Annotated in this window: 21 protein-coding genes; 15 read left to right on the top strand and 6 right to left on the bottom strand. The window is 71.4% G+C overall.

The features are described 5' to 3' along the window. Positions 1–72 precede the first annotated feature (72 nt). The 4 genes from ACFVUY_RS41975 to ACFVUY_RS41990 all read right to left on the bottom strand — a co-directional run bounded on the left by ACFVUY_RS41975 (position 73) and on the right by ACFVUY_RS41990 (position 4,981). A complete protein-coding gene (locus ACFVUY_RS41975; protein ID WP_387737212.1) occupies positions 73–1,941 on the bottom strand; it encodes a pentapeptide repeat-containing protein in 1,869 nt (622 codons plus the stop codon). A 456-nt stretch (positions 1,942–2,397) separates the two neighbouring features. Then, the gene (locus ACFVUY_RS41980; RefSeq protein WP_387737213.1) at positions 2,398–3,192 is read right to left on the bottom strand and encodes a hypothetical protein; all 795 of its coding nucleotides are present in this window, start codon (positions 3,190–3,192) and stop codon (positions 2,398–2,400) included. Beyond that, a complete protein-coding gene (locus tag ACFVUY_RS41985; protein ID WP_387737214.1) occupies positions 3,189–3,956 on the bottom strand; it encodes a hypothetical protein in 768 nt (255 codons plus the stop codon). Before ACFVUY_RS41985 ends, ACFVUY_RS41980 begins: the two co-directional genes overlap by 4 nt. After that, positions 3,953–4,981 (bottom strand): hypothetical protein, encoded by a 1,029-nt coding sequence (locus tag ACFVUY_RS41990; protein WP_387737215.1) that lies wholly within the window; start codon positions 4,979–4,981, stop codon positions 3,953–3,955. The genes ACFVUY_RS41985 and ACFVUY_RS41990 overlap by 4 nt, the downstream gene beginning before the upstream one ends. 387 nt (positions 4,982–5,368) lie before the next feature. Between ACFVUY_RS41990 and ACFVUY_RS41995 the strand changes: the two genes are divergently transcribed. The 10 genes from ACFVUY_RS41995 to ACFVUY_RS42040 all read left to right on the top strand — a co-directional run bounded on the left by ACFVUY_RS41995 (position 5,369) and on the right by ACFVUY_RS42040 (position 11,498). Then, entirely contained in the window at positions 5,369–5,650 is a 282-nt protein-coding gene (locus tag ACFVUY_RS41995; RefSeq protein ID WP_045700171.1) for a hypothetical protein, read from the top strand. Next, the gene (locus ACFVUY_RS42000; RefSeq protein WP_387737216.1) at positions 5,604–6,131 is read left to right on the top strand and encodes a DUF6879 family protein; all 528 of its coding nucleotides are present in this window, start codon (positions 5,604–5,606) and stop codon (positions 6,129–6,131) included. The genes ACFVUY_RS41995 and ACFVUY_RS42000 overlap by 47 nt, the downstream gene beginning before the upstream one ends. A gap of 39 nt (positions 6,132–6,170) precedes the next feature. Then, positions 6,171–7,019: a helix-turn-helix domain-containing protein gene (locus tag ACFVUY_RS42005; protein WP_387737217.1), complete on the top strand. Its 849-nt coding sequence runs from the start codon at positions 6,171–6,173 to the stop codon at positions 7,017–7,019. Positions 7,020–7,280: 261 nt separating this feature from the next. Further along, positions 7,281–7,715 (top strand): ATP-binding protein, encoded by a 435-nt coding sequence (locus ACFVUY_RS42010; protein ID WP_387737218.1) that lies wholly within the window; start codon positions 7,281–7,283, stop codon positions 7,713–7,715. Between the two features lie 465 nt (positions 7,716–8,180). Further along, positions 8,181–8,459, top strand: coding sequence for a hypothetical protein (locus tag ACFVUY_RS42015; RefSeq protein WP_387737219.1), 279 nt, complete (start codon positions 8,181–8,183; stop codon positions 8,457–8,459). A gap of 167 nt (positions 8,460–8,626) precedes the next feature. Then, positions 8,627–9,832: a helix-turn-helix domain-containing protein gene (locus ACFVUY_RS42020; RefSeq protein ID WP_387737220.1), complete on the top strand. Its 1,206-nt coding sequence runs from the start codon at positions 8,627–8,629 to the stop codon at positions 9,830–9,832. Between the two features lie 60 nt (positions 9,833–9,892). Next, complete coding sequence (locus ACFVUY_RS42025; protein WP_387737221.1) at positions 9,893–10,330, top strand: hypothetical protein; 438 nt, start codon at positions 9,893–9,895, stop codon at positions 10,328–10,330. 216 nt (positions 10,331–10,546) lie between these two features. After that, positions 10,547–10,876: a hypothetical protein gene (locus tag ACFVUY_RS42030; protein ID WP_387737222.1), complete on the top strand. Its 330-nt coding sequence runs from the start codon at positions 10,547–10,549 to the stop codon at positions 10,874–10,876. After that, a complete protein-coding gene (locus ACFVUY_RS42035) occupies positions 10,873–11,166 on the top strand; it encodes a hypothetical protein (protein ID WP_387737223.1) in 294 nt (97 codons plus the stop codon). Before ACFVUY_RS42030 ends, ACFVUY_RS42035 begins: the two co-directional genes overlap by 4 nt. A 59-nt stretch (positions 11,167–11,225) precedes the next feature. Beyond that, positions 11,226–11,498: a hypothetical protein gene (locus tag ACFVUY_RS42040; protein ID WP_387737224.1), complete on the top strand. Its 273-nt coding sequence runs from the start codon at positions 11,226–11,228 to the stop codon at positions 11,496–11,498. A gap of 222 nt (positions 11,499–11,720) precedes the next feature. Here ACFVUY_RS42040 and ACFVUY_RS42045 read toward each other — a convergent pair whose 3' ends face one another. Together ACFVUY_RS42045 and ACFVUY_RS42050 are read right to left on the bottom strand one after the other, a co-directional pair. Next, the gene (locus ACFVUY_RS42045) at positions 11,721–12,053 is read right to left on the bottom strand and encodes a hypothetical protein (RefSeq protein ID WP_387737225.1); all 333 of its coding nucleotides are present in this window, start codon (positions 12,051–12,053) and stop codon (positions 11,721–11,723) included. Then, a complete protein-coding gene (locus ACFVUY_RS42050) occupies positions 12,050–12,817 on the bottom strand; it encodes a hypothetical protein (protein WP_387737226.1) in 768 nt (255 codons plus the stop codon). Before ACFVUY_RS42050 ends, ACFVUY_RS42045 begins: the two co-directional genes overlap by 4 nt. A 416-nt stretch (positions 12,818–13,233) precedes the next feature. Here ACFVUY_RS42050 and ACFVUY_RS42055 point away from each other — a divergent pair, with 416 nt between their 5' ends. The 5 genes from ACFVUY_RS42055 to ACFVUY_RS42075 all read left to right on the top strand — a co-directional run. Then, a complete protein-coding gene (locus tag ACFVUY_RS42055) occupies positions 13,234–13,773 on the top strand; it encodes a hypothetical protein (protein WP_387737227.1) in 540 nt (179 codons plus the stop codon). A 505-nt stretch (positions 13,774–14,278) separates the two neighbouring features. Beyond that, on the top strand, positions 14,279–15,454 hold the full coding sequence (locus ACFVUY_RS42060; protein WP_387737228.1) for a hypothetical protein: 1,176 nt from the start codon (positions 14,279–14,281) through the stop codon (positions 15,452–15,454). Positions 15,455–15,552: 98 nt separating this feature from the next. After that, complete coding sequence (locus ACFVUY_RS42065; protein WP_387737229.1) at positions 15,553–16,239, top strand: HNH endonuclease family protein; 687 nt, start codon at positions 15,553–15,555, stop codon at positions 16,237–16,239. A gap of 150 nt (positions 16,240–16,389) precedes the next feature. Next, complete coding sequence (locus ACFVUY_RS42070; protein ID WP_387695302.1) at positions 16,390–16,722, top strand: trypco2 family protein; 333 nt, start codon at positions 16,390–16,392, stop codon at positions 16,720–16,722. A gap of 64 nt (positions 16,723–16,786) precedes the next feature. Continuing rightward, positions 16,787–19,383 (top strand): hypothetical protein (locus tag ACFVUY_RS42075; RefSeq protein ID WP_387737230.1); only part of this gene is annotated, 2,597 nt, incomplete at its 3' end.

Genomic DNA, 19,383 nt, shown 5'->3' on the forward strand with positions numbered 1-19,383 from the left:
GGTGTTCTCAAAACCCGGCGACATCACTCTTCCGTGGCACGGGGTGCTCTCGCCGCTCAGCGACAGGTGCTCTCACGAACCACGTATAAAGCCAAGGACGGGTTCGCCGACGCGGGAGGCCATCTCGATGACAGTGCCGGGCAGGGTGAGGTTCTGGCCGCTGGAGCGGAACACCACGGAGTTGACCACGACCAGCGCGGCCTTCTCCGCCCGGGCCGCCGTGATTCGCTTGTCCCAGGGCAGGGACAGTACCGGGTCGGGGGCTTTGGTCGTCACCTGGACGGTGCCGCCGTTGTAGGTGCCGGTCGTCTGGGGTTCGGGGGTGTCGTTCGGCAGTCCGAACAGGACCATCAGCGCCAGGGTGGCTCCCATCGCGACCAACAGCCACGACAACGCGCGAGAGGCCCGCAGACCATACCCGGACGTCAGCCAGTACACCCCCAGCAACCGGCGCTCTGCCCGCGGCCGCTGCGCGTCGCGCCGGCGCATCTCCATCTCGCCGTAGTAGAAGTCCGCCGCGTCCGGTTCGTTCCCGGCCTCCTCGAAAGCCTTCCGCAACTGCTGATAGACACCCACCAGGTCATCCGGACCGGCTCCCCGCTCCGGCGCCCCGTGGTGCGGACCCGCTGGCCACCCATGCCCGACCCGCCCACCTACCTGCGCACGCCAGTGCTGCTCCTCGGCGAGGACCTTGCGCCGTGACCAGCGGGCCAGCAGGGCGCCGCGGTGGTGCCATGCGGTCGGGGGCTGGGCGAAGCGGCAGCCGAAGCCGATCTGGATCTGGTCGAGGTGAAAGGCGCCGGTGAACTGGCAGAGGGTGAGGTCGATGTCGGTCAGGACGAGGTGGGCGGCGTCGACGCCGTCGAGAGAGGTCAGCTTGACGTCGGGCGGGTTGGCGCCGGCGGCGAGCAGGCTCTCGTCCAACGCGGTGCCGCCGGACGTGGTGAACGGAACGGGCCAGGCCTGCACCGCCATCGGGGCGGAGAGGGCCGCGCGGCTCAGTTGCACCGTCGCGTACCGAAGGCGTAGGACCGCGGAGCCCTCGAAGACGGTCCGCTCGTACGTCACAGCTGCGGCGGCGGCCTCGATCGTGACCTGCTTCCCGGTCAGCCGGGCACTGTCGAAGGTGATCTTCCCTGCGCAGACGAGCGGGCCCAGGTGCTGCAATCCCTCGAAGACCGCCGAATGGAAGTCGAGGTCGCCGGCGAAGGAGGTCTTGTTGAAAACAGCGGTGCTGTTGAAGGTGGCCTTGGCGAAGTTGGCGATGCCGGTGAAGGTGGCCTTGGCGAAGTTGGCGGTGCCGGTGAAGGTGGTCTCGGCGAACCAGGCGGTGCTGTTGAAAGTGGTCTCGGCGAACCAGGCGGTGCTGTTGAAAGTGCCCTTGGCGAACCAGGCGTTGCTGTTGAAGACGGTCTTGGCGAAGTTGGCGTTGCTGGCGAAGGTTGCTGCGGAGAATTTGGCGTTGCTGGCGAAGGTGGCCTCGGCGAAGTTGGCGTTGTCGATAAAGGTTGCTGCGGCGAAGTTGGCGTTGCCGGTGAAGGTGGCCTTGGCGAAGTCCGAGTCGCTGGTGAAGGTTGCTGCGGCGAAGTTGGCGTTGCCGGTGAAGGTGGCCTCGGCGAAGTCCGAGTCGCTGGTGAAGGTTGCTGCGGCGAAGTTGGCGTTGCTGGCGAAGGTGGCCTCGGCGAAGTTGGCGTTGCTGGCGAAGGTTGCTGCGGCGAAGTTGGCGTTGCCGGTGAAGGTGGCCTTGGCGAACCAGGCGGTGCCGGTGAAGGTTGCTGCGGCGAAGTCGGTTCGACCGAGGCGTGGGAGTCCCGTCGTGGGGTCGGTGCAGGCGGTAAGAAGTTCCCCCAGCAGCATCTCGTCGATGGCGGTGCCGCGCAGGTCAAGGTCACTGCCCGCGGTGAGAGAGCCGATGTAGGCATCGCGGTCGGGCGAAGGCATGTGGGTGAGACATCGGCCGTCGGCTGTGGCGTGTATGCCCCGGCAGCCCACCGGATCGGGCACGCCGGTGCCTACCCCGCAGTGAGGCCAGGTGGGAGCGGTGATGGTGGGTACGGTATTCATGGTGCTGTTCTAACGTGTCATCAGTAATCGTGTAGGGGAGCCCGGCGAGTTGTGACAGACCCCGGAAGAAGCTACGCGTCGCGATGATCGGCCAGCTTTTGGGACGCCGCACCGCCCGGAGACTGCCGGCCTGGTGCGGGCCGATTGCGGCGGTCAGCGGCTGGAGCCTGGGCGAGTCGGACGAGCGCTGAGGGCAGCGTCGTCTGCACGCCCGGCAAGAGTCGAACCCGGACAGCGTGCGCACGGTCCCCCGAGGTGCCGACGCAGCGCAGATCCGCGAGATCCTGCAGTCGCTCTTCGACGTCGGGTAGCCGCATCGGCCCGCCGACGGGGCTACGACGCCGCCCGCCGGTGGCGTCGTCCGGTCTGTTCGAGGGCGTGCTGGAGCTGGTCGCGGGTCATGGTGGGGCGGTGGGGGATGTCGAGGTCGATGGCGCCCTGGTGGAGCTCGGCCTTGGTGACGGTGCTCTCCTTGCCGCCGGTCGACTTGGGGGAGTGGCTCATGCGGAAGTCGCTCAGGAAACCGCTGGGCCCGGCAGGAGCCGGCACGCTCTCGCGATCAGACGAGGCGGATGTGGGGGATGGGGGGGTGTGGGCGGGTGGATTCCAGGCCGTCAGCGGGACGCCGTGGGCGATCCACGCGTGCATCGCGGTGGCGGTGACCAGAGTGCCCGTACCCCGGCCTCGGGCGGCGTCCGCCCCGGTTGCGGCGAGGAGCACGTGCTGGTTGGTCTGGGGAGAGTCCCCTAGGTCGAAGTACACGGCGCGGCGGCTCGTGGCGAACGTGGTGCGTGGTGAGCGCCAGCGGAACCCGACGATCAGCGACTGGAGGCCGAGGACGAGCCGTCCTTCCTGATGCGGTCCCCGGGCGTCGACGATCCACACCATCTGCGGGTAGTGCCGTTCGCGCCCCGCGATCTCGTCGGGTGAGATCGACTTCCGGTGGATCTCCACCACCGTGCCGTCGTGGGCGAGCACGTCGGCACGGCGCGGAGGGAAGGAGACCTCCTGGCGGTCGCGCGGGGCCCGGTTCTTCCACCAACGGTGCCACTCGGTCTCGCCTCCCGGGACCGGGCCGGCGTCGAGCGGCATCCCGCAGTGGGGGCAGTACGCGACCGCCTCGATCATGCGGCGATCGCCGAGCGGATCCACCGCAGGGCGCGCTGCGTGAGCGGGACCTCGCTGGAGATCTCCTGGGTGATCTCGACGACCTGCTCCAGGGTCTCCACAAGGGGGTGCGACACGGCGACCTCGCGCAGCCGGGGAAGCTGCGCTGCCGCCTCTTCCATGTCCCGCAGGTCGTCGATCGCCTTCGTGAGCTTGGCCTCGGTGTCGCTGCGCTGCTTGCCCAGGTGATCGATTTCGGTCTTCTTGGCGGCGATCTGCATCGGCAGGGCGGCCGTCAGGGTGTCGATCTGGGAGAGGACGAAGAGCGCCTCCTGGATGGCCACGGGCGCGTTGGCGTCCGTCGGGCCGGTGGCGCCCGGGTGGACGATGACCACGCCGTCGCCGCCGGTGGACTGACCGGGCACGATGGGGACGGGGATCGCGCCTTCGCCGCGGGGCCCGGTCTGCGGCGGCACAACGATGCCGGGGCCACCAAAGCCCCCCGGCTTCGAGACGACGGGCACTTCCTCTTCCCGCGCCGCGAGGTAGCGGCCGACGACGTAGCTCGCGATCGCGGGGACGGCGATCCTGAAGACCTCCTGCTCGTGAGGCTGGAGGCCCGACAGCGGCTTCTCCAGCTCGGCGGTGAGCTCGCTCTTCCACACGGCCGGCCTGCCGGGATTTGCGGCGGCGACCCGCTCCAGCATCTTGATGAGCTGGCGCGAGGTGTGCACCGAGTACCGCGAAAGGACGTGGCGGGTCGCGCCGAACGTGGGTGCGGTCATGAGGTACCTCCAACGATCCGAAGGGCCGGGCGGGTCTCCGCGCAGGCCTCGTCGGCCCATGCGGTCATGTCTGCGGCCAGGAGCCTGATCCGGGTGTGTAGGGACCCGTCCGCCCGGACGGCTACATCCGAGGCGGGGAACTGGTCGAGTAGGAGACGGATGCCCGAGAGGCGGTCGCTCAACTGCTTGCGCCACTGGGCGAGCTGGGCATCCTCGCTGGGCTGTCCACCGCCGAGCGCCGAGACCAGTTCGGCCAGGGTGTCCTCAGGGCTCGGGTTCTGCGTCGGGATGACGGCCCCGGTCTCGAGCTGGGGGCGGCGGTCAACGGCGGCGCGGACGTGCGCCGCCATCTCCGGATCCGCCTTCACCGCGGCCTTCAGCGCGGCCGGCCTGTCCACGAGGTAGGCCGCGGTCACCGTCCTGACCGACTCGGGGTCCGAGGCGAGGTGGGCGATGACGGCCTCGCGGACGTCGACCCGCGTCGCGACCTGCTCCACGTACCTTGCCGGGGTCATGGCGGACGCGGAGTTGGGGATCGGTACGGCCCCGATAGCCTCGCGGATCTCCTTCGCGGTCACGCGTGAGCGTCCGTTCTCGCCCATCAGTGCGCGCAGCTTCTCGACGCGGCCCCGCCGGTTGCTCTCCGCGACCTCCGCGGACGCCCGTTCTTCTTCCTTGGCGGCCTTGTCGAGCGAGTATCCGACCGCGACCTCGCGCAGGACCGAGTATGGAACGATCACGGCCGACGCGGCCAGGAGCGTTCTCAGCTCGGCGTCGCAGGCCACGGCGATTCTCCGGTACTCATTCGCCATGCCGATGGTGATCCCGATGTCTGCGGCGAACCGGCTGACGAGACTGCCGCCTGAGGTGCCGACGGCTTCTAGCACGAGGTCGCCAAGCTCGAGGCGCGTGTGCACTTGCTGGGCTTCGGCATTGTCGTCGCGGGCTACAAGCTGGCGTCCTCGTTCAACCTGGGCGGCGCTGTAGTTCATGGCGTCGCCGGGCTCGATCGGCTCTTGGTCCATGCGCGTGACGGTACGGGCACGGTCTGTCAGAAGCGCAGCCCAGAATGCCTGGGAAGCACAGAATGCACTCCATGGGGTGATAAGTAGCATTTATGGGCTGCGTGGGCGACGGCCTGCGGATCAGATCTCTCGGTACCGAGGCCGCCGTCAAGGTGCGCTCAACGCCTCCGAGCGAACTGATAGAGGAGCGCCGCCGCAACGCAGCCGAGCAGCAGATAGCCGAGAGATCAAGGCGTCGGTCAACGCCGCCCGTCCAGGGCAAACCCAGTGACGGACACCTGACCGCGAAGGAGGAACAACCTTCTGGCCGCACTCTTGACGATGCGCCAGCCGAGCGGAACGGTGGAGGCGCAAGGATCCGCAACTGGCTTGGCACAAGGAGCGGTCGTGGCACTACGGTTCAGGGGCATCGACCCGGACACGCCCAATGGTGGCTCTCCGACCGTGTGGTTGGAGGACGAGAAGGCGGAGATCGTCATCCAGGGCTGGCTGCCCGACATGGAGATGTACCGCGTGATCAGCGAGACCGAGTGGGTGGAGGGCCACGCCACCGGTGTCCCGGACCACGAAGGCGTCGTCCGGATTCCGGTGCGGATGATCCCGTTCTTGAGGAAGGTGTGCGATGAAGCCGAGCGTGCCGGACTTTGGCGCCCTGCTGAGGAGTGCTGAGCGCTCCGCGTGCCACCTGGAGATGCGCGACTCCTACATGGACGACCCGGTGTTCGTCGACTGGCGTGCCGGCCTTCCGGTGGACCGGCCCGAGGCGTACGACCTGCCGGCGGAGTACATGGCCTGGGCCGCCCTGGTGCGGGAGACGGTCGGCCGCGCGGTGGTGATGCGCCGGGCTCGGATCGTCTCGGAGCCGGTGACCGCGTACATCCGGTGGGAGCACGCGATCACCGAGCGGCACAACGTTGCGCTCGGGGAGCAGGTCCGCTGGCTGCCCCGCTCCAGGGCCTCCGACCTTGCACTGCCAGGCAATGACCTGTGGCTGGTCGACGAGCGCCTGGTTCTGTTCCACTGGTTCACCGGTGACGGCGAGTGGGCCGGCCACGAGGTCACCGAGGATCCGGCCGTCGTGAAGATGGTGACCGGCGCCTTCGAGGCGGTCTGGGACCGGGCCGTCCCGCACGCGCAGTACGTCGTCTGACCAACCCGTCCACCACCACCCCGCCGGGCAGCCAGCACCATGTCGTCGTCCCCGTCGTCCAGCGTCATCGAGGCGCGCAAGGCCCTCGCTGGCCGCCTGGTCGGCCTGCGCAAGGACGCGGGCCTGACCGGCGACGAGCTGTCCGCCCGCTGCGGATGGCACCCGGCGAAGACCTCCCGGATCCAGAGCGGCAAGTCCGCCCCCTCCGAGGATGACCTTCGCGCCTGGTGCACCGCCTGCGACGCTGCCGACCAGGCGCCCGATCTCATCGCCGCCGCCCGCGCGGTCGACTCCATGTACACCGAGTGGCGCCACATGGAGCGCACCGGACTGCGCGCCGCCCAGGAGTCCGTCGCCGCCCTCTACCGCCGCACCGGTCACTTCCGCGTCTACGCCAGCCGCGTTCTGCCCGGCATGGCGCAGACCCCCGAGTACACCACCGCAGTCCTACGCTCGATCCAGCGCGCCCGCGTGGAGGCCGACGACGTTGCCGACGCCGTGGAAGCCCGCCTGGAACGCCAGCGGATGCTGTTCTCCGGCCGGCACCGCTTCGGCCTGCTCATCGAGGAGTGGGTGCTGCGCGCCGCGGTGTGCGACCCGGAGACGATGGCGGCCCAGCTCGGCCACCTGCTCGCCGTCTCCTCCAGCTCGTTCGTCAGCATCGGCGTCATCCCGACCGGGCCCAAGCGGCCGCACCTGCCGGTCGAGGACTTCTACATGTTCGACGAGGCCGAGGTGGCCGTCGAGCTGACCTCCGGCTACCTGCGGATCACCCAGCCACGCGAGATCGCCTACTACGTGCGCACCTTCACCGACCTGGCCTCCATGGCCGTCCACGGGGCCGGGGCCCGTCAGCTGATCACCGCGGCGATAGCCACTCTCGGGTGACTTCGCGCAAGATGGCGCAACCTCGTTGAGGGCCAGGCCGCGCACTCCCTACCGTCGATCCGTCGCCCGACGTGACGAGCCGGACACCCGGACCCCGGCGGGCGAACCGAGGCCGCCGCGCGGGCCAGCCCCCATCGACTCCGTGCAGCCGTCACCGCCGACGAGAGAACGGAGAGCCACCGTGGCCACGCACCCCGAACCCCGCCCACCGGCCATGGTCGCGGCCGCACTCGGGCTGCGCCGGCGGGTGCGGGGCCCACAGTGACCGCCGCCGTCGAGACCCCAGCACAGCCCGAGGCCACCGACTCCGCCAGAACGCTGCTGCCCTACGGCCCGCAGTCCGCCGGCAAGGCCCGCCGCCTGGTGCGCACCACACTGCCCGCCTGGGAGCTGGAGGACCTGGTCGAGGCCGCCGAGCTCATCGTCAGTGAGCTGGTGGGCAACGCCGTGAAGACTGGCTGCCAACAGGAGATGACGGTCACCGTCGAGCGCATCACCGACCGGTGCGTGCGGATCAGCGTCCGCGACGGCTCGCGCACCCTGCCCTGCCTGATCGACGCAGGCCCCGCCGCCGAGTCCGGTCGCGGCATGGCCCTGGTCCACCACCTCACGGGCGGCCACTGGGGCGCCGAGCTGGAGACCTACGGTAAGACCGTCCACGCCGACCTGCGCACCGTCCCCACCGCATCCGGTTGACGTCCCGCTGCCCAACTGGGCACCCGCCCGTTGGACCCGCGCGGGCCGACTCCAATGCCGATGGGGGCGGCCCGCCGTCATGATCCGACCTGGTGAGGGCAGTCGTTGGTGCTGGCCAGTCCGTCGGGGGCCAGCGGTCGATGGGTGCCGCGTGCGTGCCGTTACGGTCAGAACGCTCAAAACGGCTCAGATCGGTAGAAGTCCGCCTGATCGTCGGTATCGTCTGGTTCTGACGAAAGTTCAGCTGGTTCTGACCGCTTATGACCGGGTCCTTCCGGAGCGATCGGTCAGATGCGCATTCACGTTGGTGCATATGACTGTGAATCGCATTTATGAGCTGCGCGGCTACCACTGTGCGTGTCGTGCCCGCTACTGTCGCTGGTCTGCGGGCCCCGGCAGCCGGTCGTCGAAAACTGCGTGCCGGGGCTCCGCTACCCCCCTGCCACGTCGTTTCGAGGAGGACTGATGTCCACACTCCGCAGCAGTTTCGGCAGCACACAGGCACTGCCGGGCGATGGGTTCGACCGTAGCATCCCGCGCCCGGCGGGTCTCCAAACGCACCGCCGCCGGCTGGCTGTTGACCTGGTGGTGAATGTCCGGGCAACCGGCGCCGGAACGGCCCTCGCAGTCCCGCTGCTGCTCTCGTCCGCGCTCGACGGCGCGTCCGCGGGCCTGGCCATGGCGGCCCTTCTGCCCTGGTTCAGCGGGTCGTACCTGCGGCTGAGCGCTGCCACCCGCCTGTGAACGCCCGGGCCGCCGTACCGGTTCCGACCGGTACGGCGGCCCGACTCCCGGCTCCAGCGGGCCACGCCGGAGCCGTTTCCCCCGGGCATTACCGGCAGGGCCGTTACGACGCCAATCGCCCGTGCACCGCGTCCGACCGGGCGCGGCGGGCCAGGAGACCCATCACCATGAAGACCAACCTCGTCTGCCACGGATGCAAAGCGGCGTTCCAGCGCCCCAGCACCCGGGGCCGGATCCCGCAGTACTGCACGGAGCAGTGCCGCCGCCAGAGCAACGCCACCCGCCGGGGCCAGAAGCTGGGCAAGCTCGTGCGTACGCGCGACGCGGACGCGGTGGCCGTCTCCCGCTCCGTAGCCGAGCGGGGAGCGGAGATCGAACGCCTGAGCCGCATGCGCCAGCCCCTGCGGATCCTCGACCAGATCACGCTGATCGAGCACGACCTGAAGGACCTCAAAGCCCACGCCGTCCAGCAGGCCCGCCAGCAGGGCAACTCCTGGGAGACGATCGCCGGCACGCTCCACCTGAGCGCGAAGTACGCGGGGCGCCTGTTCACCGGCGGACACCTCAGCCGCCGCCGCCAAAACCGTCGCCGGCGCGCGCAGATCCAGCCGCCTGCCTTCCGACTGGCGGCCGAGGCCAAGCTGCCCGACGCCGGGCTGCCCAATGCCCTCGCCCACCCGGCCGCTGTCGAAAGCCGGACACCGGAGTCCGGCTCGGCCGAGGGGGGCGAGCCGGGCGGCGACACCAGCTCCGAGGCCGACCCCGCCGAGGACGGCGCACCACCGGGCCGCCGAGCGGAAGGCCGCGACACCGCGCTGATCTCCCGTGCCCTGTCCCACCTTCAGCGCAGCTCCGGGACCACCATCAAGAAGCTGTCGAGAGCTGCCGGGGTGTCTCCGTCCTTCGTCTGCCGGGTCCTGTCCGGGCACAAGATGCCCTCCTGGGCGGTGACTCGGGCGATCGCCGAGGCATGCGGTGCGAACCCCGACGACGTCCGCATCCTGTGGCACACCGCCCAAGGGGCGCGCCCCCGGCCGCCAGTGATCCGCCGAAACGACTGCGAACTGGTCGCCGAAGCCCTGGCCACCCTGCGATCCGCCCTGCGGGGCCTGCACCTGGCAGCCTTCAGCCCGCCGCCCTCCCTGCTGTGCGAACTGGCCGACGGCCCTCTCACCCCTCTCGAAATCACCGACCTCCTCGACAAGAAGGGCGGCGCCGTCCTGCCGGACTGGCCCACCATCGACATGGTCGTCGACGCCTTGAACGCCGACGCCGACATGGTCCGCCCGCTGTGGGAACACGTCCAGGTCGCGCAGGACCCCTACTGGACCCCCGAACACGGCTCCCGCTCCGTACTGGCCGTCTTCGGCTGAACCCAGGGTGGGCCGTCCCCGCGAGCGGCCCACCCACCCGCACCTCCGGAGGGAGAGACCATGCCCACCACACCACCCAAGCCCACCGCCTCCCCCGCCGGCCAGCGCCGACCCCACCACGCCCTCGGCCTGCAAGCCCTCTACGACCTCCACCAACACCGCTACCGCGACTACGCCGACCTCCTCCTCGCCCCCACCGACGCCGACCTCGCCCTGCGCGCCACCCAGGACTACCTCACCTCCGAATGGGCCCACGCCGTCGGCACCGCGAACCCCCGCGCCTTCGCCTGGCAAGCCCTGCGCCACCGGGTCTGCCTCCTCGCAGGCCCCGGCCCACTGCGCCCCCTGGCCCACCTCACCCCCCGGCAGCAGGACATCGTGCTCCTGCACCACGCCCTCGCGCTGCGGGCGGAGGAGGTCGCGAACCTGACCGGCACCGAAGCCGCCGCCGTGTACGCCGAGATCCTCGCGATCGCGCACTCCCGTCACGGCGCCTGACCGCTTCAGATCCGGACGGGCTGGGGCCATGCACACCGACAGGGTCGGAACAGCAGACGCTGTCCCGACCCTGCGCGTACCGGGCGGTCTTCTCGCGTTCGCAGCGCCGCCGCGAAGCCCGTACCCTCCTCGCCCGGCTGCTCAACCGTCGGCGCTGACCGCCGGGGCCAGTGCCCGGCGCTTGATGGGAACAGTTGTTCGATTTAGGCTGGGGGTGTGACCCGCGCAGTTCCGTTCTCCCGCTCCCACCCCGGCCACCCCGAGCACCGGCCCGGCGACGCCGAGCGGGCACCGCGCGCGCTGATGTCCGGCCCCGGCCGCTGCTGGGACACCGAGCCGCGCTGGCGATGGGTCGAGATCCGCCTCGGCGGCCGGTGGCGGCCCGCCCGGATCGAAAGCTGGCGCCTGCACCAGGGCTCCACCGCCTGGGTCGCCCTGGTTCGCTGGGGCGCGGGCTTCGACGACTGGGGCTGGTACCTCCACCACCGGGACACGATCCGCCAGACCCCACAACCCACCGACCCCGACGGTCCGGCGAGCTGGTGAACACCGGCACCGACAGCCAGGCCGCCGCCACCGACCTCGCCGACGCCCTGGAGACGTTCGCCGACCACGCCACCGCCCCCGGCACGGGCGCCGGGGACGACGTCTGGCTGACCATCGGCACCCCGTACGGAATCGAACAGCGCACCGTCCGCCTCCCCACCGGCATCGCCGACTGGATCACCGAACTCCTCCGCGACGAGACCCGCACACTGGAGACCGGCCCCGGCACGGACGACCACGACCAGGACGACAACGGCCAGGACGCCGGACTCGAACCGACCTGGTGGTGACCCCGGCATCTCCCGGGTCCGCCCGCGCGGTGTCGGTGCCGGCTGGGAGGCTGGACGGCATGGACGACGAGGCACTACTGCGGGGCCGGGTCTACGGCGCCGACCACGACGACCCCGACCCCGGCCCCCGGCCGGGACACACGTACCGCGAGCTCGTCGGCGGCCCGCTCGACGGCCTCCTCCTGGACGTCACCGGCTGGGACGCCGACCGGCTCGCCGACGGCGCGGCGCTCGCCACCGAGATCGGCAAGTACGGCGCCGGCGGCCGCGCCCACTACGAACCCCGCACCGCCGACCCGGCCCGCTGGGACTGGGCCGGCGACACCCCCTGACCGGGTGCGCGGCCCCGAGCGGGCCGCGCACCCCGGGGGGAGAGCGGCCCGCCGACGTTCCGGGAGTTGGACTCCGCCGTCCTCCTGCCCCAGTCGGAGGAAGGCACCGGTGGGCGCAGCCGGACCACCGTGCGGACCACCACCTGGTCCCCGGCGTCGGCACCGACGACGGCGCGGACACGGGCCGGCAGCGGCCGGGTGGCAGGCCGTGCCAGTACCTGATCACCGCCGCCCCCTCTGCCCGGCCGGGCGTAGCACGCCGTCCAGCGCCGGCTGAGCGGGCGAGGGGAGCGTCACGGGCGGCGCTTCCCGGAGACGCCGCCGTTCCTCGCGGCGCTCGTCGCGGCGCTCCCGGCGGCGTTCCTTGCGGTCGCGCCCGTCCTTCCACCAGTCCAGCTTGTGCTTGGAGTCCTGCGGGATGACGATCTGGAGACCGACCAGGATCGCGACCACCACTAGGGCCAACAGCACGACGAACCACGGGGCGCCGCTCAGCAGCGCCACCACACCGCCCATCACGCCGATGCCGCCGCCCAACCCGGCCTTGCCCATCACGCACCACCCCGCACACGGACCGAACCGCTACGGGCCGCGGGCAGGAACCGGGCCGGAACATCGACCACACCGGCGGCGACCATCCGCTTCGCGGACAACCGCAGCCTCCGCATCTGCCCCTCCACCGCACGGCTCGTCAGCCCGCCCAGCTTCGCCCCGATCTCCTTGAAGGTCAGGTCGCCCGAGTAGACGTGCCAGCAGATCGCCTGCTGCTCGCGGCTCGCCTCCTGCAGGATCCGGCGGATGGCTTCGCGCAGCTCTATCGCCTGCTGCGGGCCGGGAGCGCGGTCCTCGCGGACGGTGATCATGAGGTCCAGGGCCGTCTGCGTCTCATGCGCCCGTGCGGTGCGCCACCTGCGGGCGGTGTTGCGGAACTCGCTGAGGCAGGCGCCGATGAAGAAGGTGCTCAGCGCGGCGCCGCGGTGGGGGTCCCAGGACCGCAGACCGCTGGAGGAGTCGGCGGCGAACCACCACAGGTCCACCCTCATCAGGGTCTCCAGGGCGAGCTCGTCCCGGAGTTCCTGGGACCGGCGGAGCATCGAGATCTCCCTCTCCCACAGCCTGATCCCGGCCTGTGCCCCGATGATGCCCTCGTACATCCAGGCGGCCAGGACCCGCTGCCCGTGGACCCACATCTGCCCGCGGAACAGCTCGAACTCGCTGCTGGCGAAGCCCGCCGCGGTGAGTCGCGTGTGGAGCTCGAGGTCTTTATGGGGCTCGTTGGCGTCGTCGGGGGTCCAGGTCTCGTCCATCTCAGTGATCATTTTGGCAGTGCAGCCTCTCGTACTAGGAAGTCGTAGCTGAGGCTTGTATGTCGAACGAACCCGGGTACCCCACACGAAGGTCATGGGGCATCTCGGCGCTGACCGGCAGGACGTCAACTTCGACTCCGCGAGTCGTTGAACCAGTCCGTATTGAATGAATGAATTAATCCGGCCCCGCTGGCCAAGGACCTGGCCCCGTACAGCGGACGCAGACCGCGTCCTACTGGTCTCCAGGGCGTCGAAGCCTCCGAGACAGAGGTGATTCGTTGGCCAGTGGCCCGGGCCAGCGGGCGAGGGCAGGCGGGTATGGCGTCCTCCCGGGCTCGGGCCGCCGGTGCCGTCGGCGGGCGGGAACACCGTGTCCGACGTCGAGGCCGGGCGACGCGCGGAGCCGAATTCCTGTGGATAACCCCGACATGAATCCGAATTCCTGCGGCCTGTGGCCCCCGCTCAGGTGGCTTCCGGGCCTGGTCGGTGACCCGCAGTGCCGCCGGAGGGTTCTCCAGGAGACCTTCGTTGTCGAGCTGATCCTGGAGAACCCGGTGCGCTTTCGCCCCGTGCTCGTGGCCGCTCTGGCCGTCACTGCCGCCCTGCTGCCCGCCGTCCCGGCCCATGCCGCGGCCCGTACCGTTCTGGTTCTGCACCGGGAGGCGGCGGGGGAGACGGTGTCGGTCCCGCTGTCGGAGGCGATCGCCGCCCTGCCCGTCGCCGAGGAGAACCGGGAGGGGTACGAGCGCACCAAGTTCAAGCACTGGATCGACGTGGACAAGAACGGCTGCAACACCCGGGCCGAGGTGCTGATCGCGGAGGCCGTCGAGGCACCGGCCATCGGCCCGAAGTGCGCGCTGCTGGGCGGGACGTGGAGGTCGCCGTACGACGGCCTGGTCTTCAACGACGCCCGCCAGCTGGACGTGGACCACGTCGTACCGTTGGCGGAGGCCTGGGACAGCAAGTAGGCGGAGTTGCGGCGGCTGCATCAATGTCGCGCGGGCTCGGCACAGGGGTGGCCTGGTCGAACGCCGGTGAGTAGTCGCCCGTTGGGGCCTCGTTAAGGCCTCCGACCTCGAACGGAACCCATCGAACGCCACGATGTTGCATCTCATGCAACCGTGGAGTGGGCGTGCGTAGTGGTGGTGTGCCGGGGGCGTTCCGGCTGGTCGTGCCGGGGAATGTTCGGGCTCTGGACCCGGCGCCGGCGATGTTCGAGGCGATGCTGCGCGGGTGGGAGCAACAGCAGCAGAGCCGGTTGCTGACGAAGAAGACGATTGCCGACCGGCTGGGCCTGGTGCGGCGGTTCGCGCTGTACGCGGGGACGTACCCGTGGGAGTGGACGCCGGAGGACGTCGAGGCCTACTTCGCCCACCGGTTGTCGGGCGCCTCGCCGCTGGCGCATTCGACAGTACGCGGGCAGCAGGGCGATCTCCAGATGTTCTGCGCGTTCGTCACGGACGGCCGCTACGGGTGGGCCTCCGCCTGCGCGGAGGCGTTCGGGCAGGTCCCGGTGCAGATCTGCCACGACTGGAACACCGCCGACCACGTCGCCGAGTTCGAGGGCCGGCCTGGATCCGCAACGCGCACTCCTCCCGGCTCCTGACCCGCCTCGTCGCCGCCGGCCGGCCACTGACCCACGAGGACCTGGACCGCCTGGCCCGCGACGGGGGCCGCGGCGGCGCGCAGAGCGTCGACTACCTGCGCGGCGTCCTCGTCACCTACCAGGCCCTGCCCGAACGCGACGAACTCGCCGCCCGGATCGAGCGGCACCTCGCCCGGGTGGTGGAACGCCATCCCGAGCACGCCCTGCTCCTGCGGCCCTACGTCCGCTGGTCGCTGCTGCCCCGGGCCCGCCGGGCCGCGAGCCGGCGGGACGGGTTCAAGCACCGCATCCGCTGGGCCTACACCCGCATCAACCTCGCCGCGGCCTTCCTCGCCGCCATGCACGAGCTGGGCCTCGCGCTCGCCGACGTCACCCAGCACGAGGTCGACGCCTGGCTCGCCGAAGGTCCCGGCACCCGCTATGTGGTCCGCGACTTCGCGGTCTGGGCCGCCCGCCGCGGCCACAGCCGCCCCCTGCTCGTCCCCCACCGGCCCAAGGCCGAGCCCGAGGGCCTCGACGAGGACTCCCACTGGGACCTCCTCCAGCAGTGCCTCACCGACACCGCGATGCCCCTGGAGGTCCGCGCCGCAGGCTCCCTCCTGCTTTTGTTCGGCCAGCACGCCACCCGCATCGCCGCCCTCCCCACCAGCGCACTGGGCACGGCCGACGACCATCCGGTGCTCGTCCTCGACCAGACCCCGATCCGCCTGCCCGAACCCCTCGCCCGCCTCCTCGCCGACCTCGCCGACCAGCCCCCGCCCTCCGGTTGGGCGGCCAACTCACCGCGCCGCTGGCTCTTCCCCGGCATCCGGCCCGGCCGGCACATCTCCGCCACCACCCTGTGCCGGCGCCTGACCGCCCACCACATCCCCATCCGCGCGGCCCGCACCACCGCCCTGGTCCAACTCGCCCAGGACCTGCCGCCCGCGATCCTCGCCCCCATGCTCGGCCTCCATGTCGTCACCGCCCAACAATGGCGCCGTCGCGCCGCCACCGACTGGACCGCCTACCTCCAAGCCCGCCGCTCCAACCCGACGACGTGAGCGCCGGCGCCGAGTTCTGCGTCAACTCCGCCCGGGGCACGCCGCCGACCGGGTGACCAGCCGCCCCTCGACGCCCGGCCGCCGGTAGACGTGACCCCATGATCACCACCGCAAGGCGGCGCCGCGGCGCCACCGTCCTGGCCGCGCTCGCCGCGCTCCTCCTGCCCACCGCGGCCCCCGCCGCCGCGGCCACCGCCCCGGCCCCGGTCGCCGGCGCGGTCTCCGCGCGCCGCGACCTGCCCGAGCCGCCGCCCGTCGACGTCGTGCGCGCCGAACTCGACGGCTTGGTCGTCGAGGCGCCGCACTCCATGGACGGCTACTCCCGCGAACGCTTCCCGCACTGGGTCAAGATCTCCGGGGAGTGCGACACCCGCGAGACCGTCCTCGCCCGCGACGGCCAGGGCGTCGTCCAGGACGACATGTGCCGCGCCGTCGCCGGCACGTGGGCCAGCCTCTACGACGACAAGGTCTTCACCGACGCCAAGGCCCTCGACATCGACCACGTCGTCCCGCTCGCCGCCGCCTGGCGATCCGGCGCCGACACCTGGACCACCGCCAAGCGCCGTGCCTTCGCCAACGACCTGACCCACTCCCAGCTGATCGCCGTCTCCGCCACCTCCAACCGCAGCAAGGGCGACAAGACCCCGGACGCCTGGCGCCCCCCGGCCACCGGCTACTGGTGCACGTACTCCCGCGCCTGGACCGACACCAAGCACGTCTACGGCCTCTCCGTCACCGAGCTGGAGAAGACGGCGCTGACCACCATGCTCAACACCTGCGCGTAGACGACGCCACCAGTCGGGCCTGCCGTCCGACCAGAGCCGAGAGGCAGGCCCGGCCCAGTTGGGGATTCCCCTGCGGAGGCCGCCGTGCGGGTCCTACGGTGCCCGCATCGGCCTGACCGCAGGTCAGGTGTGGGATGAGAGGTGGATCCGATGGATGTTCCGCTGGCCGATGCGGTCGCGGCGGTGCGCGACGAACTGCTCGAAGCGGCCGCGAGGGCGGGGGACGACCCCGGGGTGGTATTCGCGGTAGGGCCGGTGGAGATGGAGTTCGAGGTCGAGCTGCGCGCCGATGCGAAGGCGAAGGCCAAGTTCAAGCTGTGGGCGGTCGGCGCCGAGGCCGAGGCCGGCGTCTCGCGGGGTCGCACGCACCGCGTCTCCTTCACCCTGACCCCGAAGCGTGCCGACGGCACTGATCTGCTCGTCCACTCCGCGCACGAGCGCCCGGACGGGCCCGGCGACGTGTCGGGGCGCATTCCGGACTGACCGGGGCGCGGTCCGGCGCTCGGCCGGGCCTGCGGCAGAGGACCAAGGGAACCAAGGGGCGGGCGTGGAGCAGTTGAGGGTGGCCGGGGTTACCGGGCCGAAAGGCGTCGGGCCGGGCTCGGGGTCGGGGTACGCGGTCGGCGGCCGACTGGTCCTGACCTCCGCGCACGTCACCGGACCGGTCGGGACCCGGGTGAAGGTCTTCCACCCGGCCGCCGACGCCGATGCGGGTGGGACGGTGGTGTGGGCGGGGACGCCGGGCGGGCGGGACGACGCCGCGCTCGTCCTCGTCGACGACTCACCGCACTGGCGGCCACCGACCGCACCGGTCGTGTGGGGACGCCCGGACACGAAACGCCCCGGCACACCGTGCGAGACCTGGGGTGTCCCGGACGAGGCCCAACGCGAAGGCCGCCCCGTGGAGGCCGCGCAGCTGCGCGGGGAGGTGAACCCGGGCAGCGGCTTCGTCGGCAACCAGTACGTCATGGACCTGCGCACCCCCGGCGCCGGGTGGCCGGGTGACGGGACGTCGCCGTGGGGCGGCCTGTCGGGGGCGGCGGTGTTCTGCGACCGCTACCTGACCGGCGTCGTCGCCTCCGACCGCGCCCACTCCGGCCACGGCCGGCTGAACGTCGTCCCCGCCTACGTCCTGCACCACGACGCCGCCTTCCGCACCACCCTCGCGGAGTACGGCGGCGGTCCGGCGGGCGGGTTGGAGGCGGTGGAGTTCCAGGACATCGCCGACCCCACCGGCAACCCCGCCGTCCGGCGCCCCCCGGTGACCCCGGCCGCCCTGCTGGAGGCCGGCCGCCAGGTCGTGCCCTTCCACGGCCGCGAGGCCCTGCTCACCGAACTGGAGGCGTGGTGCTGGCTCGACGGGTTCGGGGCGTGGCTGCTGCACGGCCCCGGAGGGCAGGGCAAGACCCGCCTCGCCCACCACCTCGGCCACCGGCTCACCGCCACCGGCTGGACGGTGCTGTGGCCGCGCGCCAGCGCCCGCCCGGAACAACTGCTGGAGCTACGGCGGGCTGCGAAGCCGCTGCTGGTCGTCCTCGACTACGCCGAAACCCGCCCCGAACAACTCGGCGCCCTCGTCGATGCCGCCGCCGAACACCCCGGCACCAGCCCCCTCAAACTCCTGCTGCTCGCCCGCACCGCCGGCGACTGGTGGCAGCAGGCACGCGAGGCAAACCAGCAGGCCGAGGAACTCCTCGCCACCGCCCGCACCCGCCGCCTCGCACCACTGGAGGACAATCCCGACCGGCGCGCCAGCCACTACCGCGACGCCACCCGCGCCCTCGCCAAGGCGCTCCCCACCGTCCCGGGCCTCCCCGAGCACGACTGGGAGGAGGCCGCCGCGACCTTGACTCCGCCTCGACAGCTGGGCGGGGACACCGCCTACGGGAACGCGCTGACCCTCCACATGACTGCCCTCGCGGACCTCCTCGACACCACCCGCACCCAACCCGCGAGCAGAACCGAGGACGGGTTCGAGGATGCACAGGACGTCGAGGACCGCCTGCTCGGCCACGAAACTCGGTACTGGCGCGACACCGCCACCACCCGCGGCCTCACCCCCGCCCTCGGCATGAACACCCTGAAGACCGCGCTCGCCGCGGCCCACCTGACCGGCGCCGCCGACGACGAAGACGCCGATCTTCTGTGGCGGCGCCTGCCCGCCCTCGCGGACCAGCCCCGCGACCGCCGCGACCAGGTCACCGCCTGGCTCGCCACCCTCTACCCCGCCACGGTGCCGGGCTCACCGTGGGGCGCGCTGCAGCCCGACCGCCTCGCCGAACGCCACACCGGCCGTACCCTCCTGGCCGTCCCCCGCCTGGCCGACCAACTCCTCGACGGCGCCGACGAAACCCAGAGCGCCCAGCTCCTCACCGTCTACAGCCGCGCCACCGCCCACCCAGCTCTCCACCACCTCAACGGCCGACTCACCGATCTCTGCGTTCGCCACCACCCGGCCTTGGCACCGCACATCGTCACCACCGCCACTCGCACCGACCACCCAGGGCCCCTCATCACCGCCCTCGACACCGTCATCACTCACCCCGGCACCCCCCTCGACACCCTTAACACGATCTACACCGTGTTCCCCCAGACCAGCCGCCGCCTCGCCGCCAGCGCGGTCCGCCTCGCCCGTACCATCACCAGCCACTACCGCACCCTCGCCGAGGCCAACCCCGACGCCTACCTGCCCAACCTCGCCATGGCCCTCAACAACCTCTCCAACCACCTGGGGGAGGTGGGCCGGCCGGCAGAGGGCCTGGCCGCCGCTGAGGAAGCGGTCGGCCACTACCGCACCCTGGCCGAGGCCAACCCCGACGCCTATCTGCCCAACCTTGGTACCTCCGTCAGCAACCTCTCCAACCACCTGGGGGAGGTGGGCCGGCGAGCGGAAGGGCTGGCCGCCGCTGAGGAAGCCGTCACCATCCGCCGCACCCTGGCCGAGGCCAACCCCGACGCCTATTTGCCCGACCTCGCTGCCTCCGTCAACAACCTCTCCAAGCACCTGGGGGAGGTGGGCCGGCCGGCGGAGGGCCTGGCCGCCGCTGAGGAAGCCGTCGGCCACTACCGCACCCTCGCCGAAGCCAACCCCGACGCCTACCTGCCCGACCTCGCCATGGCCCTCAACAACCTCTCCAACCACCT

It is taken from the genome of Kitasatospora sp. NPDC058063 (assembly GCF_042885395.1).
In the GTDB taxonomy this organism is placed as follows: Bacteria; Actinomycetota; Actinomycetes; order Streptomycetales; family Streptomycetaceae; genus Kitasatospora; species Kitasatospora lactacystinica.

Bases quoted from the DNA above. Each gene is read 5' to 3' on its own strand.
- ACFVUY_RS41975 (WP_387737212.1), bottom strand. From the start codon at position 1,941: ATGCCTTCGCCCGACCGCGATGCCTACATCGGCTCTCTCACCGCGGGC.
- ACFVUY_RS41980 (WP_387737213.1), bottom strand. From the start codon at position 3,192: ATGATCGAGGCGGTCGCGTACTGCCCCCACTGCGGGATGCCGCTCGAC.
- ACFVUY_RS41985 (WP_387737214.1), bottom strand. From the start codon at position 3,956: ATGACCGCACCCACGTTCGGCGCGACCCGCCACGTCCTTTCGCGGTAC.
- ACFVUY_RS41990 (WP_387737215.1), bottom strand. From the start codon at position 4,981: ATGGACCAAGAGCCGATCGAGCCCGGCGACGCCATGAACTACAGCGCC.
- ACFVUY_RS42000 (WP_387737216.1), top strand. From the start codon at position 5,604: ATGAAGCCGAGCGTGCCGGACTTTGGCGCCCTGCTGAGGAGTGCTGAG.
- ACFVUY_RS42005 (WP_387737217.1), top strand. From the start codon at position 6,171: ATGTCGTCGTCCCCGTCGTCCAGCGTCATCGAGGCGCGCAAGGCCCTC.
- ACFVUY_RS42015 (WP_387737219.1), top strand. From the start codon at position 8,181: ATGTCCACACTCCGCAGCAGTTTCGGCAGCACACAGGCACTGCCGGGC.
- ACFVUY_RS42020 (WP_387737220.1), top strand. From the start codon at position 8,627: ATGAAGACCAACCTCGTCTGCCACGGATGCAAAGCGGCGTTCCAGCGC.
- ACFVUY_RS42025 (WP_387737221.1), top strand. From the start codon at position 9,893: ATGCCCACCACACCACCCAAGCCCACCGCCTCCCCCGCCGGCCAGCGC.
- ACFVUY_RS42040 (WP_387737224.1), top strand. From the start codon at position 11,226: ATGGACGACGAGGCACTACTGCGGGGCCGGGTCTACGGCGCCGACCAC.
- ACFVUY_RS42050 (WP_387737226.1), bottom strand. From the start codon at position 12,817: ATGATCACTGAGATGGACGAGACCTGGACCCCCGACGACGCCAACGAG.
- ACFVUY_RS42055 (WP_387737227.1), top strand. From the start codon at position 13,234: ATGAATCCGAATTCCTGCGGCCTGTGGCCCCCGCTCAGGTGGCTTCCG.
- ACFVUY_RS42065 (WP_387737229.1), top strand. From the start codon at position 15,553: ATGATCACCACCGCAAGGCGGCGCCGCGGCGCCACCGTCCTGGCCGCG.
- ACFVUY_RS42070 (WP_387695302.1), top strand. From the start codon at position 16,390: ATGGATGTTCCGCTGGCCGATGCGGTCGCGGCGGTGCGCGACGAACTG.